This window comes from Leptospira stimsonii, from assembly GCF_003545885.1.
Taxonomy (GTDB): Bacteria; Spirochaetota; Leptospiria; order Leptospirales; family Leptospiraceae; genus Leptospira; species Leptospira stimsonii.
On the sequence record NZ_QHCT01000001.1, the window covers coordinates 415,253 to 431,691 of the forward strand.

Sequence of the window (16,439 nt, forward strand, 5' to 3'; positions counted from 1 at the left end):
TTTTTTTTACAGCGAGAAAGTATTCGGGGATAGAATGAATCGCTCACTCGTTTCAAATTAGGTGACAGAGGATATTCGAGTCAATTCTAATTCTTAGGAAAAGAATATGGAAGATCGCGTAGAATCCGGAACAAAGCGAGAAAAGTTTATTTCTTTTTCCGACTCGGAAGATATTTATAATATTCCACTTCGATCGTATTAATTAAGAATGTGTAATATTTCACGAGTTTCTTATCGTATTTTTTCTTCTGCGCTTCGTTTCTTAAGAATTCGGATATTTGATCCCGTATCAACGGCGCCTTGAGGTCGTTGTGATTTAAAATGATGGAACCCGGCATTCCTTGAGGAACTAAATCGTCTGGAATCACGATCGTTGCCGAATGCTGTAATAAGGCGTATTCGATTGTGGACGCAACTTTATCGTCGTCCTTCTCCGTTTTAAGATGAGCTACACTGCTTCGAATGTTATCCAAATTCTCATATATCTTTTTTCGCAAGGATCGAGAATCGTGAATTTTATCCGTAATCTTTGTAAAACGACTCGGGAACACGAATCGTTCCGCACCTTTCGCAATGAGACTTACTTTCTTTTCTTTCGGGGTTTCACCTTTTGTGTAAGTATGTTCGTCTTCGGAATCATCTCCTCCGGAATAAAAACCGTCCGAAGAATAGGAAGTCGCAGATCCGTATTCTCCTTTAAATCCGGATCCTAGTGAAGCGCCTCCGCCCACACCCCCAAGAATATCCGATTTGTCTTTTTCTCTAAAATAAAAGGCGAGCATCAGACCTAAAAATAGACTCACCGGAATTCCCACGAATAAAACTCCGGTAGTTTTAAAATGAACGGAAGCGATTAAAAAAAGAATCATACTTGCGACAAAACCGAGCATTCCCATTGGAAGATTGAACTTCTTAGCAAATTCTTGGGAGCGTTGTTTTTCCGCTTCGAGTTGTTCTAATGCCTGAATTCCTTGTTGCAATTTGACGATGCTATCTGCCTTTAACTTCGCGTTTAAACCAGGGTGCTTTGGATTGCTGAGACTCGCGTTGATTTCTCTCGCTATATCCAAATCTTTTTGAAAGGAAGGATTATTTGTAGCCATTCCGCTTAACTTGTGTAAGACGGCCGCCATATATCCCGGATCCACCGCGTAGATTTCCGAAGTCTGGTCCGGCTTTTCTATCACCTTCATTCCGAATTGCGCCACAATGTCTCTCTTTAATTCTTCCACCAAAGCCGGATAACGTGATTCGTCTAAAAGCCCGGAGGATTTTAATTTTTGCTCCGGAGAAAATCGATAAAGAGTCTGTTCTTGTAGAGTAGTTTCCGCGATCTTATTTAGAATTCTCGTTTTTAAGGATTTAAAAACGTTCTCCTCTTTTCTCTGAACCAACTTATCTTTCTCTTCGATTAGTCTGGAAAGAATTTGAATCGAAGCTCTACATGTTTCTGCGACTTTTTTTCCAAGTTCGTCGGTCTCCCGATCGAAAGGATAGTCGTTGATAAGCGAAATGAGGGCTTTTACTTTTTCGCTGTTTTGTTTTCTTCCCGGCTCGACGAGTTGAATATGTGTCTGTTCAAATTCGGCGATTCTTGTCTTAAAAAGACTATAACCCGCCCTTTCACTCAATTCCTTGAGATATGGAATTGCGAACTTTTCGAGCGCATCCGCCTGACATCGATAATGTGCGATTACCTCGGGCTGATTTACATATGATCCGTCCGGATTCAACTGAAGATCATCGAGGATGATATGATAGTCCGGAAGAATTTTCATTACATAATTCTTCTTAAGCGAATAGGAAAGAAAATCGCGCAAGAAATCCATCATAGGAATATAACTATAAGGCTGAAAACCTCGCTTCAATAAGGTGGAAAACTCGGCTTCGATCGAAGCCAATTTCGGAAATAACCAGAGTTTACCCGCTTTGTTCTTATGAAGTAAAAAAGCGCCGGGGCTATCTTCATCCGGAAGTTTGGGTTTTTTAGCACGATTTTGAAGAATTAGATCGATCAATTCTTCGGAAAACTCGAAACACGCGACTCGAAATGGAGTCACATCCGTTTTGGTTTCTTTTTGCGGACTTGCAATCGCTATCCGAGCCAGAACCTTCGCACCGTTACGAACAAGAAACGGATAGATATAAGCGGATTTATTTTTCCCTTTTTTTTCGTAATCGACCAGTTGTCTCAGAGCAAGATCAATGCTTTGCGGGGACTTGGACTGCTCGCTTAGATTCCTATATTTATTGAGAAGTTCTGAAAGCTTGTCTAACGTGAGTAAGTAAGAAGGATGAATCCCTTTCGAACCGTGTTTTTCCGTTTTCTTATGCCAGTCTCTTAACTCATCCAAAATACAACGCGCGGTGGCCGAGAGACCGACAGCGCCCTCGTTTAAAAAAATATAATCCGGCATAAGAGACTGGATTTCCACCGGCTTACTCGCCGCTAGTTCTTCAAAGCTTATGTCCTGTTCCGTGCTTTCCATTTTTCCTAACAATATAACAAAATAATTTCGATAACTTGAATCTTTCTAAGTATCCAGTCTTCCAATCCGAATGACAGGACGAAACCTTTTTATTTGGAGAATTTTTCCAATACTCGACCGATTTTTATGATTCCTTCTTCTATCTCTTTTTCTTCTCTCACAAAGCTCAAACGAAAACATTCTTCTCTATGAGTCCAACTCGAATCCGAACCCGGAAAGAAAGTTTTTCCGGGAACGATGATCACACCGGCTTCTTTTAGAATCGGATATAACTCCGAAACCGTAAGTTTTAAATTTTTCACCCAGATCCATAGAAAGAAGGCGCCCTCACTCTGATGAATTCTATAATTCAATTCGGAATTCCAATTCCGAAGAATCAAATCCCTCGCAAATTCCGACTTTTTTTGGTAGTAAGGTAGAATAACGTTCTTACACAAATGTTTCCATTCTCCGGAACGAAAAAGATCCAGTGCTATGTATTGACCCGGACTTGCACTCGTAAGATTGATAACCGAATTGGCTTTCTGCAGGAGTTCGATCGTTTCAGGATCGCCCAGAACAAATCCTGTTCGAACTCCGGGAAGCCCAAGCTTGGAAAGGCTAAAACCTTGAATCATTCCCGGTTTATGAATAAACGAACTCTTTTCGAAAACGACTCCCGGAAAAGGATAACCGTACGCATTATCGATTAACAAAGGTATGTCGGCTTCCCTCGATTTTGAAATCAAAAATTCCAGCTCGGAATCGGTGATCACGTTTCCGGTTGGGTTGGTCGGTCGAGAAACACAAATACAACCCGCTTGCTCCTTCCAATCGGAAACATTTTGAAAATTTTCCTTGTCTATATAATACTTATAATAGGAAGAATCGATCTCCTGAATTTTTGGCAAAAAGGATAAAAAGGAATCCGTTTCTAATGTCTGATCCGTATAACCTATGTATTCTGGAAGAATAGGAAATAGAATTTTTTTTCTCCTATCATTCGCGAACGCTCCGGAGAAAAAATTCAGTAAAAGATAAAACGCATTTTGACTTCCATTTGTGATCGCAATTTGATTTTCAGAAATGGAAGTTCCCGATTCTTCCGATAAAATGAATGCAACTCGCTCCCGAAGTTCTTGAATTCCGGCCGGTGACTCGTAATTCCCGAGACTTTTATGAAGACTTCCGGACTGGATCTGTTTCGAAACGATCTCTTTCCAAACCTCCGCGACTTCCGGAATCAGCGCTGGATTTCCTCCGCCCAACATACAAGCGCCGGGTGGAGGGCTTCCAAGATCTTCCATAAGTTGTCCAATCCCCGTTTGCTCCTTGAATTTTCGACCAAATTGAGAATATTGCATACTGTACCAAATTTCTTCCGAACTCTATAGCAGGAAATAGAATCTAAACGAAAAGAGAAATTTTGTAGATTCTTTTTGAAAAGAATCGGAACCTCTTCCCATTCCTTTATGATGGCGATAATCCAGCGGGATTCGCTTTCAGAACAAAGACTTAGATTTGGACAAAATACTTTCTTACGGGAATCAGAGAATCGACATGGAATTAAATCAAAACAGACTCAAGTCCAAGGAAATTTTAGACCTCGGCGCATTCTTAAAACAATATCCTTGGGATGAAGAATGGATCCGTTCCGCAAAACCGGTGGAAGTACTTTGGGAATTCGAATTGGATATAGATGTAGAATCTCTTTGGCCTTGGCTTATCGATACCTCTTCGTTTAACAAAAGAATCGGGATTCCCGAAATGAAATACGTTGAGAAAGAAGGAAAGTTGTTCGGCCGCTCCAGAAACGCGGGAATTCTGATGGAATGGGAGGAAGTTCCTTGGGAATGGGAATATTGCAAAGGACTAAACAACGCGCGCATTTATAGCAAAGGTTTCGGGAAATACGTTCGTTGCCGTTACATCGTAGAAAAACTTTCATCAAACAAAACAAAGCTCACCGTTTACTTCGGTTGGATTCCGAGAGGAATTCTGGGAAAATTGATTCTCCCCATCGGAATGAAACAACTCTTTAAAGATTATCAAAAAGGACTTTTGGGAGTTCTGACTGATATTGAAACCAGAAAACGAAACGATTCAATCATCAATTTTAAGAGTACGTTGAAAGAATCAGAACCGATCGCGGAGAGCATTAAGCTAAAACAAATCAGAAACAATTTAATTCGTGAAGGAATCGACGAAACATTAATTGATCGAGTGATTCATTATATTCTTTCTGAAGACGAAAACGAACTCTATCGGATTCGAATTAAGAAGTTGGTCTCGGAATGGAAGGTTCCTCTGGAAAGTCTTCTTCTCCTTTTTTTACACGGTTGTAGGCAAGGACTTTTTACTCTTTCTTGGGATGTGATCTGTCCTCATTGCAGAGGTGTTCGATCAGAACTTAACAACTTAGGAGACGTTCCTTCACAAGATTCTTGCGACGTATGCGGAATCGATTTTGAATCATCCAAACTCAATACGATTGAAATCACTTTTCATATTCATCCTTCGATAAGAGAAGTTCAAAAAAGATTTTTTTGCGCGGCGGAACCCGCAACGAAGACTCATATTCGTTTTCAAAGGACGATTCCACCCGGTGCGGAGTATATTACAAATTTATTATTGAACGACGGTATCTATCGTCTTAGAATCGCCGGAGAAAAAAAGTACAATCTCTTAGAATTACAACCTTCTTCGAACGAAACCGTACGCTGGACCGCCGATCAATCCGAGCAGGAAATCACAGCAAAACCCGAACCGACGGTTCAAATATACAATAGCGAACTTTCTCCGAGGACGTTCGTGATTGAGGAAAAAAAAGAAGACGCTTATAGTTTGCGACCTGCGGAATTATTCAATTTTCAGGACTTTCGTGACCTTTTTACGGAACAAGCGATCGCTTCCGACCTTCAATTGGACATCGGTGTACAAACGATTCTCTTTACGGATATTGTAGGTTCCACTCGATTCTATATTTCAGAAGGGGATACAGGTGCATTCAAAGAAGTAAGAGAGCATTTCGTACAAGTTTTCCGAATCATCAAAGAAAACAAAGGCGCCGTTGTAAAAACCATCGGAGACGCTGTTATGGCTTCGTTTTCAAGTCCGTTAGATTCTATACTTGCCTCGGTTGAATTGCAGAAGGTGTTTCAAATTTCTCCGGAAAACAGAATTCAAATTCGAATCAGCGTTCATACGGGATCTTGTTTAGCGGTGAATCTCAACAGCAATATCGATTACTTTGGAAACACGGTAAACTACGCTTCAAAACTGCAAGGCATCACCGACGCCGGTGAAATCGTTTTTTCAGAAGCGATCTTTAGAGACAGTGAGATTCGGAATTATCTGAGAGAGAGCGGTTTGAAAGTAAGAAAAGTTCCGTTTCAATTACCCTGGTCAAAAGAGGAAGAGGCAGCATACAAATTGGCATACGACCTTAAATGAGTTCTATTAGAAGCGTCCTTTTTAAGACGCTTCTTTTTCCAGCTGATCGAAAACTTGTAAGAAAAGATTGGATTCTTGCGCACCCGAAACGGCGTATTTTTCGTTAAAGACGAAAAAAGGAACTCCGGAAACGCCCAGTTGCCTACCTCTTAATTCTTCTTCTTGAACTTCTTTTAAGAGAATTTCATTTCCTTTTACGTTGTCCAAATCTTCTTCGTTCATTCCAACTTGTTTCAGACTTTCAATGATAACGGTTGTATCCGAAAGATTCTTACCTTCAGCAAAAAAGTTTTTGAAGAAAATTTCGGCAAGTTCGGAAGCCTTTCCTTTTTCTTTTGCTCTTCGGATCAGAGCGTGCAATAAGAAAGTATTCGGTTGATGGCCTTGTTGTTCGGTCGAAAAAGGAAGACCTTCCGCTGTGGCAATGTCCGCCACTCTCTGCACCATCATCTTGATCTGATCCAAAGAACCGAACTTTCGGGTCATGTGTAAAACCCGATCTTCTCCTTCGGGTGCAAGATTTGGATTCAGTTGAAAAGCTTTCCATTCTATCTCAATCTTATCATCCGGGTGGGACTTTTTACGAAGCTCAATCGCGTCTTCTAATCTTTTTTTTCCGATGTAACACCAAGGACAAACTACGTCCGAATAAATTGAAATTTTCGTTTCCAATTCCGATCTCCAAATCTCCTCAGAGGAGAAAATTTAATTTAGCACAATAGCGGATATTTTAGTAAGAATAAGAGGAAAATTTCTTTTTTGAATCCTAAGAAATCAACCTTACAAGAAGTTTGACTCGAAATTCGTCCCGTATGTTTTAGCAGAAACGAGGTAGAATTCAACTTTTTAGAAAAAGAAGCAAAAGCGAAGTCGATGTAAATTTCCCGTATTTGAAAACAAAAAGAAGAACGAAAAATTTCTGATTCAAAAATCAAAAAGATCCTGAATGAATGCGATGGAGACGGCGGGGTTCGAACCCGCGTCCTATTGCGCCCCAGATTAGCCTCTACGTGTGTAGTCTATGTATAAAGTTGTCGGATCGAGTTTAACCCACAGACAGGACTCTCTTTCCTATTCAGCTCGAATACGATCTCTCTCAGGAACCGAAAACCAAAAGAGACGCCTCCCGAAAAGTGTCAGAACGTTTGGCCCTCAGGAGAAAGAACCAAGGTTCCGTAGCAGAGATTAAGCTGCTAGGGCTAATTCGTTATTAGCGGTTATTGTTTGAAGGTTTTGAGAGGAGCCTACAACCTCTACACGCCACATAATCCCTGACAACAACAGTCGAAACCAATTTCGTCCCCGAGTTATCTGCTATTTAGACTGTCAGAATTTAAAAACTTAGGACCACTCGCAAGTTTTTTATCAAATTAAGAATTTTATGAGAAAGGGCAGTGTCTTCGTATTAAAAAAGGAGAAAAAAGAAGAATTCATCTGTTAACCAGGTAACCAATTCACTTAAAAAGGGGTGCAGTACTATGGATCAAATCAAGGACAAAATTTCTTCGTTTGGAGCGTTTCTTTCCTTTGCAGGAATCGTTTCTGGAGCTTTGAGTTTCTTCAACTATAACTTACGGATTCTTATGTGGATCGACAATTGGGGAGTTGCAACCGGCTGGGCTATTCGCGCCGGACTGATCGCTGTTGGTGTAATTTTCTATTTTGTAGGGAAGATAGGAAGAGATTCGGCAACCGCTTAATGAATCGAGGGCCATTTCAAAAAAGAATGGCCCTCTTAAAAATAAAAAACCAAAGAAACCTTAGATTCCGATTCACCTGCTTCCGGCCTAAAACGGCTTCCGACTTTTAATTCAAAAGAACCTTTCTCCATCGAAGTTCTCTCTTTCTTCTTACTTATCATGGAAATAACTTGAGTAACGGAAAAATCCAAAATCAAGACGGACAATAAACCAGTAATCGCTCTCTCTTTTCCTTCTTTAATCTTTTCCGAAGTCGTATAACCTCCGGAAATCGGATCCTTCACTAAGGATGCGTTCTCGTATGAAATAACTAAACTGATAAATTTAGGGTTTTGAGGGGAAACACTCGGGTCAAGATTTGCATAGGCGGAAAGAAGATGCACTGGATCGTCGTAGAAGTGGACGGTCGGTTTCGTATAAAGGGAAATAAGATGAACGAGATAGAGTTCACTCATCGAAAAGAACGCTCCTAAGGAAGGATATCCCAATAGATACAGATTGGACCAACCGGGAATCAAGCTTGGAAGCGCTTCTCGAATCGATTGCCTTGCGATTTCAACATTGTTGTGAAACGACTGAGACTGGTTCGTCCTTTTTTTCGACGAATCCTGAAACACATCGTTGTCGGTTGTATTTTCATCTTCGGGTTTCAGAGAATTTCTCGAAGTATTGGTCCATTGAACCGGCAAGGATTTTATAGATTTTATCGAACTGATGGGAATGTTTAATTTTTCACCGGATTCGGATTCTAAAGTGACGTTCGATTTTCCGAGTGTAGTTCTAACATTCTTGTATTCGATCCCATTCCTCAGAATGAGCGTATCAGCGGAGAGGTTTTTGAAAAATCCAAAGAGAAAAAAAAGAATACAAAAAATGAAGAAAGCGATTCTCACCGATTTGTTAGGATGAAACAAGAGTGATTTAAAAAAAGTTCGCATGACTTTGTTAAGGCTTAGAAACGGAATCGAACTATAGAAAACTTCAACGAATTATATAGAATAATCGAGTTTTTTATTCGAAATCGATCGAATCGACGGCATCAACTGGAAACAAAAGATTTCCATCCGATTTTAAAAGAATATAGAAGCTATCGTGTTGATAAACAAAACCTTTTTCTTTTGAACCGTCTTTGAAATAGATCACTCTTTCAATATCAGGCTGATTCTTATCCTTTAAGATTTGAATCAAAGGTGTATTGTCCAACTTTGCAACCAAGGATTTTAATTTTTCCACCTCGCGCAGATCGGTTGGAGGAAAACGAACCATGGAATTAAATTTCGCGGCCAGATCCTTTTCTTCATTCGGAAGCAAATTTTTAATTTTCTTGCTGAGATTTTGATCGATAGCAAATATCTGATCTCCGTTTAATTTCTGAACATCGGAGGAAAGAGCGAATACGAAATCACCTTCCACTCTCATTCCCTTTGCTTTTGCCTCTTCAATGCTCTTTTCCAGAGATCGAATTTTTTTAAGACCGGATTCCGGAATTCCTTTCCAAGATAATGATTGTCCCCGATTGATTTCGACTTTTTTGCTCTGAAAAAGAATCGGGAAGTTGATTTTTAAGAATTCACGTTCTTCTTCGGAAAGAGTATTCGCAGTCTTTTCAAAAGCAACGGAAGGTCCCGTTTCAATTTCAACCGTACCATCCAAAACATCCAGATCCAAGTCAGAATGAAATTCTCCAACGTTTCGAGAATAAACAACCTTCGTACCAACCAAGAGTGCCCGTACATCAGGCGAAAGAATGGAAAGCAAACCCTCGGAAGGATCCGCCTCATTTTTGATCGAATCAATAAGAATCGAACCGCGGTCCACCAAAACAGTTGAATTTTTCCGATTTCCGGTTAACGAAACTTCCGAATCGGGAAGAACACGAACCGCAACGCTCTTTGGTCCTTCTAATTGGAATTCACAAATCGAATAATTTCCTGAAACCAATTTTTTATTCAATAGAGTCGCACCGGGCTGTGGAGCGATTCCATCAATCTTACAATCTCCATAGGAATGAATGAATGCTTGATCCAATTTCGCATCGGATTCAAATAAGAAACCGAACCAAATTGAAACTCCTGAAACAAGAAGAATGGCCGCCGCTAAAGAAACAATCCATCCGGAATGAAATACCGAATTCTTAAATTCCAAAAGTTTTCCGAATCGATTATCAACGGAACTTTTTCCTTCTCTTTCTTCCGAAAGAGCGTAGGCCACGACTGAATTCGTCCGAGTCGAAGCTTGGTACATAGAACGTGCTTTCTCATTTTTGAGTACGAAATTGAGTAATTCTTTCTTACCTTCCGTATCCAATTCACCATAGAGATATTTCCCTAATAGTTCTTCGAAATGTTCTATGTTATCCTCTTTCAACTTCATTGTATTTTGTTTAGAATTGTAATCCTTGACTTTCCATTTTTTCTCTCAATAAAGAGACGGCAGAAATCAACCTTCTACTAACTGTTCTTTCCGAAATTCCAAGCGCAAGCGCGGTTTCTTTCAGAGTCTTTCTTTCTAATTCCTTAAATAGTATTATACTTTTTTCCGGTTCAGGAAGACTCTCAATCGAATCTTTTATCGCTTTTTCTAAAAAAGCTTTCTCTAAATTTTCGGGAATTTCCGGGTTAACTTCTATATCTATGACCAAATCGCCGAGGCTAAGATTTCCAAATTCCTTTTTCTGCTTATTATAATGTTTGAAATATAGGTTTTTTGCAATGGAGCAAGTCCAAGTGCTAAAGGATGCGATATTTGGATCGAACTTCGCGAAAAATGTAAAGGCTTTTAAGAAGGCTTCTTGTGTAAGATCTTCCGAAACTTCCGGATCGCCGGAGATTTTGAGAAGAAAATGGTAAACCGTCCGATGGTTTTCTTCGTAGAGGGTTGAAAAATCTGTAGAATCGGATTGAACCATTTATAAAATGCTGTGGAAACAGGGTTTTTTGCAGTTTTTCAAAGAAATTGCGATCCTAAAAGCACAAAAAAGAAATTAAATCCTGCCATCGACTCCCCAATTTAACAAAAACTATGTCATATCAGCCTAAGAAGGATCAAAATAGAATGCTTCCTCGCATTTTTGGGAGAAAATTCCTTTGGATCATCCCGTTTATTTTTATCTTCAATTGTGCTTCTCACGATTTCGAGCCGAAAAGTTCCAGTTGTGCAGGAAAGAATAAAAAGAGGAATGAATGTTACGAAAAACTTTTTAGCTACTGCATTTTTAATAATCTCAGTACGGATAAACCGTTCACGAAGGAATGTACTTCAAATTCGGGCATAATCTTACTTCTTTCTTGTAGCGCCTTATTTCCTGAATGCCCTTCCTCGTCTAATTCTTCATCCTCATCGTCGAGTAGTTCCTCTAAATAAGATGGCGGTCGGAGATCTTTTTTCGTCGTTTCGAATTGAAAGTAGAATGGATCGTTCTCGAGATTCTTTTTCTGATGAAACGGAGTATACTAATAGATTTTTCCGAAAACAATTTCGAAAAAAACAATTCCGCTACAAATTCACCCGGGTCTTACTGTTATTAAATATATATGAGTGACGACGAGTTTACTTCGATTGAAATGATTCCTGGATATTTGGGTGGAAAGCCCTTTATCAAAGGAACCGGCGTTCGTGTTCTGGAAATACTAGATCTGCTCTTATCAGGAATGTCGAGAAAAGGAATTCTTCGGGAATATCCGGGAATTTCAAATGAGGATATTGACGCTTCCGTCGCGTATTTAGAAGCAAAGCTTGAAATTGCCAGACAAAACGAATATTTAAAAAGAAAAGCAGTCTAAAAAAATCCGCAATCGTTTAACAGAAATTTTGCATATAATTTGAATTTAAAATAGGAGAATCGTTTTTAAACTCTTTCTCCTATGATCGGCCCGCCGACTTTCTGCATCATTCTTTCTTTTGTAAGAATCAAATCATCTCGATTGTCCGCCGCCATTTCGCCCGGGCCATCCAAATATATAGCGCCCTTTGGACAGGCTTCCTCGCACAATCCGCAAAAGATACAACGTAACAAGTTGATTTCAAATTTCTTCGCAAACTTATCTTCCGGATGAAGGTGTTGAATTTCGGGAGTAACTTCCGCGGCCTCGATGTAAATGGCGTCCGCCGGACAAATCCACATACAACAAAAACAACTCGTGCACCGTTCTCTACCTTGTTCATCGCGTTTCATTGTGTGCATTCCACGAAAACGAGTGGAATACTTTCTTTTCTTTTCGGGAAATTCTATCGTAACGGCACCTCTCAGAAGGGCGGCTTTGATAAAATGTTTGAGCGTTATCCAAAGACCTTTTCCGATCGAATAGAAATAGAATTTCTCATACCAAGTTAGTTTATGTCGACTCGCAACCCGGATTACATTAACGGTTCCCAATTGAGCTAACCTCCTTCGGAGAAGAAGACAAATCTTTTACTAATTCCGCAAGTTTCCGGAATACGGATCCGGAATTCAGCAAGCCCTTCGGCGGATCCATTGCTTTCTGAAAATTCTGATTCAATCCGTTCTTATTGGTAAATGAACCGGTTTGCTCAGCAAATGTTTGAATTGGAACTCCATAGGTTACTTCCGAGATATCCGAAGTCAAATTTGTTTCCAATACAACGACCGTTGTTTTAGATGTTAGGGAAGGTAATAGTTCCTTTAGATTTTCTTTGATAACAAAAACCAAATCGATCACCCCGGATTCAACCGACTTACGAATCGATTCTATTCCTTGTGAAGAGACAAACCCTCCATCCACACCGCCTCTTGTGTTCGGTCTTAAATCGGTGGTCATCAAGAAGTCCTTTTGTTCCGGAGGTTTGGATTGAACAGAATCCACCCGAACTTCAAAAATCACCGTTTTTCCAAACGATCCTGCACTTTGTAGAATCGATTTCAAATTCTCATTCGATTCGGAGGCGCCACCTAAAATTGCAATTTGGTTTGCTTTTGTGATTTTCTCGGCGATCTCGGGCAATACGACCCCACTTTCCGAAGCCGCTCCATTCCGATAATATGCAAAAAGGCGATTCTCATTCAACCAATCGATATCGAAACGACCTTTGTCGCAGAGAAAATACATATCCTTCTCCTCGTCGATGCGAGGCATATAACGATACATTTTGTTGTCTCTTACGTTCGTAGTAATATTACAGCCAGTACTACAACCTGGACAGATCGATTCAGCGTTCTTATACCACCAAACTCTCGATTTAAATAAGGTTTTATTGTTTAAAAGAGCACCGGTCGGACAAAGATCCGCGAGCGCACCTTGAAAGTTATGCTGGATCGGTTCATTCTTCGCGAGACCTATGATTGAATGATATCCTCTTTCGAAAAGTCCGAGATTGGATTCTCCGACGATTTCTTCCTCAAATCGAACACAACGATAACAGACGATACAACGGTTGTGATTGATGATCAGATTTGATCCGATTTCTTCCTGTGGTACATTCCTTTTTTGTAATGTAAATCGGGAATTTCCTTTTCCTTCTTTAAATGCGTTGTCCTGAAGTTGGCATTCTCCTGCCTTGTCGCAAACGGGGCAATCCAGAGGATGATTCGCGAGGAGAAATTCCATCGTTCCTTCACGAGCCTCTTTGATTCGATCGTTTTTAGTAAAGATGGAAAGTCCTTCGGTGACTTTGGTATTGCAGGCGGCTTGTAGCCTTGGAACCCCTTCTATTTCGATAAGGCACATTCTGCACATACCGACAATGGAGAGTTTAGGGTGATAACAGAAGAAAGGAATTTCTATTCCGACATCTTTCGCCGCGGAGATAAGGTTTTTCTTTTCATCTACCTCATACTCGATTCCGTCGATTTTGATTTTTACCATGGAATCATCCTTTTGATTAAACCCGGGTATTGGGAAACAATTCTATAGAAACGTACCATTCTCATTCTGGCAACCCGTTTCTAAAAGTTCGCCGTTTTCGTTCTTTTGGTTTCGATTTCTCTGAAAGATTCGGAAAAACTTTCTTTCATTTTGAGACTGATTCTTAAAGTTCCAAGTCTTTGTAGTAATCCGGAACCGTGGCCCATTTTTGGAACCAGAGTGGATTGATCGCCCTTTGGTAGAGATAGGCGTCCACAAGAACTAAGTTCACTACGGCTTCGATAATCGGAACCGCTCGCGGGAGGACACAAGGATCGTGTCGACCTTTCGCTTCCAAAGTCGTTTCTTCTCCCTTGAGAGTCACGGTATTCTGCTTTTTAAAAATCGTAGAAGTCGGTTTAAATGCCGCGCGAATCACGAGTTCTTCCCCGTTGGAAATTCCACCCTGAAGTCCGCCGGAATTGTTCGTTTTGGTTCGAACACGTCCTGTTCCCTCTTCGACATAAAACTCATCGTTATGCGTGCTTCCCGTGAGAAGAGTTCCCGAAAATCCGGAACCTACTTCAAATCCTTTGCAAGCGGGAATAGAAAGAATCGCCTTCGCGAGATCTCCGTCTAACTTATCGTAAACGGGATCGCCTAAACCGGGGGGAAGGTTGTAAGAAACACATTTGATCGTTCCTCCGACGCTGTCGCCGGCTTCCTTCATCTTAAGAATCAGGTCTCTCATCGCATCGGCGCTGGTTGCATCAGGACATCGAACTTCGTTTTGGTCGACTTCTTCCCTCGACTTCGGATAATTTTCACCAATCTTGGATTGAACCGGTCCGATCGAATCGACCCAAGCAACGGTTTCGATTCCTAAATCGTCTTTCAGTATCATTCTTGCGATGGCCGCCGCCGCCACTCTACCGATCGTTTCTCGGACGGAAGAACGACCGCCTCCGACATGTGCGCGGAACCCGTATTTCACTTGATACGTATAATCCGCGTGGGAAGGGCGAAAGGTTGTTCTTAAATTTTCATAATCTTTTGAAATCGTATTTTGATTGTTTACGATCAATGCAATCGGAGCCCCGATTGTTTTTCCCTCGAAAACTCCGGACACGACGCGAACCGTATCAGCCTCGTCACGAGGAGTCGTTAATTTGCTTTGACCGGGTCTTCTTCGGTTTAAGTCTTTTTGAATTTCTTCTAAACGAATGGGGATTCCCGCGGGAACTCCTTCGACTACGACGCCCACGGACTCACCGTGAGATTCTCCAAACGTGCTGACTTTAAAAATTTTTCCCCAACTTGAAGGCATAATACCAAGAAAACAAGGTAAACCTCAGGGATAAAGCGCGTTTCTGAAAGAATCTTTTGGTTTTCTCAGGCCACCGAACGAGGTGCGGTTCCTCTAAAATTCTGATCCACCTTTTCGAAAAGACTCGGCTCTAATTCAGGATCGATAATGTAAATCACTCTTCGAGGATCCATACTATTGTTGAGATTGAAAATCGCCTTTCTTTTATCTTCCCGGAAAGAATGAGGATCGTATCCATCAATTCTGATTTTACCTTTGTTGGTGATCAGAGGTCGAATCGTTCCGATTCTTTCTAAAAGTGGCCTCGTCTGATGCCTGTAGATCTCTTTGATGACGCAGGTTTCAAAATGCACCTTTCTCTGTGAGTCCATTGACACAACGATGATGTAATCTCCGGGATTCAGAACGCTCTGGTTTTCACAAAGACTCAATGCCATTAGGTCGAAGAAGTCGCGAACGATTTTTTCATTATAAGAAAAGAAACTATTGTTCAAGATAAGTTTCATTGAAGTCAACGGATCGAATGCTGGACGCCAATCTTGATCCGAACTCAACGACGCAAATTCACCGGAAATCGAAATAATTCCGGGATCTTCGTCCGTATAAGTACTATTTAATAAATGATGAATTTGTCTTTGAATATCTTCGATCAGAGTCTGTTTCGTTTTATCGTCTTTATATTTCTGGAGGTATTCGGTCAATTTTCGAATCAACATATTGGTCGACGGATAGTTGTTGTTTAGACCTTCTCCACGAAACGTTCTATGACTGTTGAGAACCGCGGATTTAACCTCGGAATCGATTCCGGTAAGATTTCCGATCATAAGATAACTGATGATCGGATGGTTTTTGATATATTCGAATTCTTCCGGCCTTAGGTTAGAATGATTCGGAAGTTTCATTCTAGACTTTCCGATATCGACCATATAAGAAGCGAGCATAACGTTCAATTGTTTCGCTTTTTGTAATTCGCTTTCAGCCTTATTCAAGGCTTTCATTCCGCGGAGTTTCATCGCCATAGAAATCACGGTTCTTTTGGTCATAATCTCCGAGTCCGCTTTTACTCCGGCTTGTCTCATCACTTCGATCACGTTCACAAGTCCAAGTTCCATATCGGAACTGGACTTAAAGTCCACGAGGATATCATCAATCCCCCTTTGAACTTTTCGAATATGGTTGCTATTGAGTGGGAAGTGTTTGAGTTCTTCGAGAAGATCGGATGCCTCACGCGCGAGGGCAACCGTAAGATCGGAATTCACCAATTTCGTAAAAGAAACTTCACGACCATGGACCGCATCCGGTTTTTTATTCTTAACTATTTTATCTTTTTCTGATATAAGAAAAAAGATACCTTGGCTTTCGAATTTTTGGAGTTTGGTGATATCTTCTTCGGACGCATCCGACTTTTTATGGATTAGAATTTGACCATTCTTATTATAAAAATCTACGGGAATTTCGCTCTGACTTATAAAACTCTTAATTACGTCCGAAGTGAATTCAAACTTCTCAAGGAGTTCTTTATTTACAGAATGTGAGTTAACGCTCATATTACAACTCTTCTTTTAAATTGCCCGTAGGCCTCGTTTTGGAAGAGAATCGCGTACTATAGAAGATCAGCGCAATCCTATTCTTAACGAATAGAACATCTGACTGGAAAAAAATTATTTAAGAGTCCTTGATTCACAATTTA

Annotated in this window: 13 protein-coding genes and 1 other RNA gene; 3 read left to right on the top strand and 11 right to left on the bottom strand. The window is 40.6% G+C overall.

Annotated elements, in window-relative coordinates; translation table 11 throughout:
* Window positions 1–146: 146 nt before the first annotated feature.
* Together DLM75_RS02100 and DLM75_RS02105 are read right to left on the bottom strand one after the other, a co-directional pair.
* On the bottom strand, window positions 147–2,489 hold the full coding sequence (locus tag DLM75_RS02100) for a hypothetical protein (RefSeq protein WP_118966890.1): 2,343 nt from the start codon (window positions 2,487–2,489) through the stop codon (window positions 147–149).
* Window positions 2,490–2,578: 89 nt separating this feature from the next.
* Window positions 2,579–3,832, bottom strand: a complete 1,254-nt coding sequence (locus DLM75_RS02105; protein WP_118966891.1) for a valine--pyruvate transaminase — start codon at window positions 3,830–3,832, stop codon at window positions 2,579–2,581.
* A 196-nt stretch (window positions 3,833–4,028) separates the two neighbouring features.
* Here DLM75_RS02105 and DLM75_RS02110 point away from each other — a divergent pair, with 196 nt between their 5' ends.
* Window positions 4,029–5,921: an adenylate/guanylate cyclase domain-containing protein gene (locus DLM75_RS02110; protein WP_118967932.1), complete on the top strand. Its 1,893-nt coding sequence runs from the start codon at window positions 4,029–4,031 to the stop codon at window positions 5,919–5,921.
* A gap of 21 nt (window positions 5,922–5,942) precedes the next feature.
* Here the strand turns inward: DLM75_RS02110 and DLM75_RS02115 are convergent, their stop codons facing one another.
* Together DLM75_RS02115 and ssrA are read right to left on the bottom strand one after the other, a co-directional pair.
* Window positions 5,943–6,593, bottom strand: a complete 651-nt coding sequence (locus DLM75_RS02115) for a DsbA family oxidoreductase (RefSeq protein ID WP_118966892.1) — start codon at window positions 6,591–6,593, stop codon at window positions 5,943–5,945.
* A 281-nt stretch (window positions 6,594–6,874) separates the two neighbouring features.
* Window positions 6,875–7,225, bottom strand: a transfer-messenger RNA (tmRNA) gene (gene ssrA, locus DLM75_RS02120).
* 174 nt (window positions 7,226–7,399) lie between these two features.
* Here ssrA and DLM75_RS02125 point away from each other — a divergent pair.
* On the top strand, window positions 7,400–7,621 hold the full coding sequence (locus tag DLM75_RS02125) for a hypothetical protein (RefSeq protein ID WP_118966893.1): 222 nt from the start codon (window positions 7,400–7,402) through the stop codon (window positions 7,619–7,621).
* 35 nt (window positions 7,622–7,656) lie between these two features.
* Here DLM75_RS02125 and DLM75_RS02130 read toward each other — a convergent pair whose 3' ends face one another.
* The 3 genes from DLM75_RS02130 to DLM75_RS02140 all read right to left on the bottom strand — a co-directional run bounded on the left by DLM75_RS02130 (window position 7,657) and on the right by DLM75_RS02140 (window position 10,529).
* Window positions 7,657–8,559, bottom strand: coding sequence for a hypothetical protein (locus tag DLM75_RS02130; RefSeq protein WP_118966894.1), 903 nt, complete (start codon window positions 8,557–8,559; stop codon window positions 7,657–7,659).
* 73 nt (window positions 8,560–8,632) lie between these two features.
* Window positions 8,633–9,994, bottom strand: coding sequence for an LIMLP_03685 family anti-sigma factor (gene rsx / locus DLM75_RS02135; protein ID WP_118966895.1), 1,362 nt, complete (start codon window positions 9,992–9,994; stop codon window positions 8,633–8,635).
* Between the two features lie 10 nt (window positions 9,995–10,004).
* On the bottom strand, window positions 10,005–10,529 hold the full coding sequence (locus DLM75_RS02140) for an RNA polymerase sigma factor (RefSeq protein WP_118966896.1): 525 nt from the start codon (window positions 10,527–10,529) through the stop codon (window positions 10,005–10,007).
* Window positions 10,530–11,154: 625 nt separating this feature from the next.
* Between DLM75_RS02140 and DLM75_RS02150 the strand changes: the two genes are divergently transcribed.
* Window positions 11,155–11,403 carry a DUF433 domain-containing protein gene (locus tag DLM75_RS02150; RefSeq protein ID WP_118966898.1) on the top strand — a complete coding sequence of 83 codons (249 nt, stop codon included), beginning with the start codon at window positions 11,155–11,157 and terminating at the stop codon, window positions 11,401–11,403.
* 65 nt (window positions 11,404–11,468) lie between these two features.
* Here DLM75_RS02150 and DLM75_RS02155 read toward each other — a convergent pair whose 3' ends face one another.
* The 4 genes from DLM75_RS02155 to DLM75_RS02170 form a co-directional block, all read right to left on the bottom strand.
* Window positions 11,469–11,996, bottom strand: coding sequence for a NuoI/complex I 23 kDa subunit family protein (locus DLM75_RS02155; RefSeq protein ID WP_118966899.1), 528 nt, complete (start codon window positions 11,994–11,996; stop codon window positions 11,469–11,471).
* Entirely contained in the window at window positions 11,983–13,443 is a 1,461-nt protein-coding gene (locus tag DLM75_RS02160; protein ID WP_118966900.1) for an NADH-quinone oxidoreductase subunit G, read from the bottom strand. Before DLM75_RS02160 ends, DLM75_RS02155 begins: the two co-directional genes overlap by 14 nt.
* A gap of 163 nt (window positions 13,444–13,606) precedes the next feature.
* The gene (gene aroC / locus DLM75_RS02165; protein WP_118966901.1) at window positions 13,607–14,749 is read right to left on the bottom strand and encodes a chorismate synthase; all 1,143 of its coding nucleotides are present in this window, start codon (window positions 14,747–14,749) and stop codon (window positions 13,607–13,609) included.
* Between the two features lie 65 nt (window positions 14,750–14,814).
* On the bottom strand, window positions 14,815–16,296 hold the full coding sequence (locus DLM75_RS02170) for an HD-GYP domain-containing protein (RefSeq protein WP_118966902.1): 1,482 nt from the start codon (window positions 16,294–16,296) through the stop codon (window positions 14,815–14,817).
* Window positions 16,297–16,439: the final 143 nt, after the last annotated feature.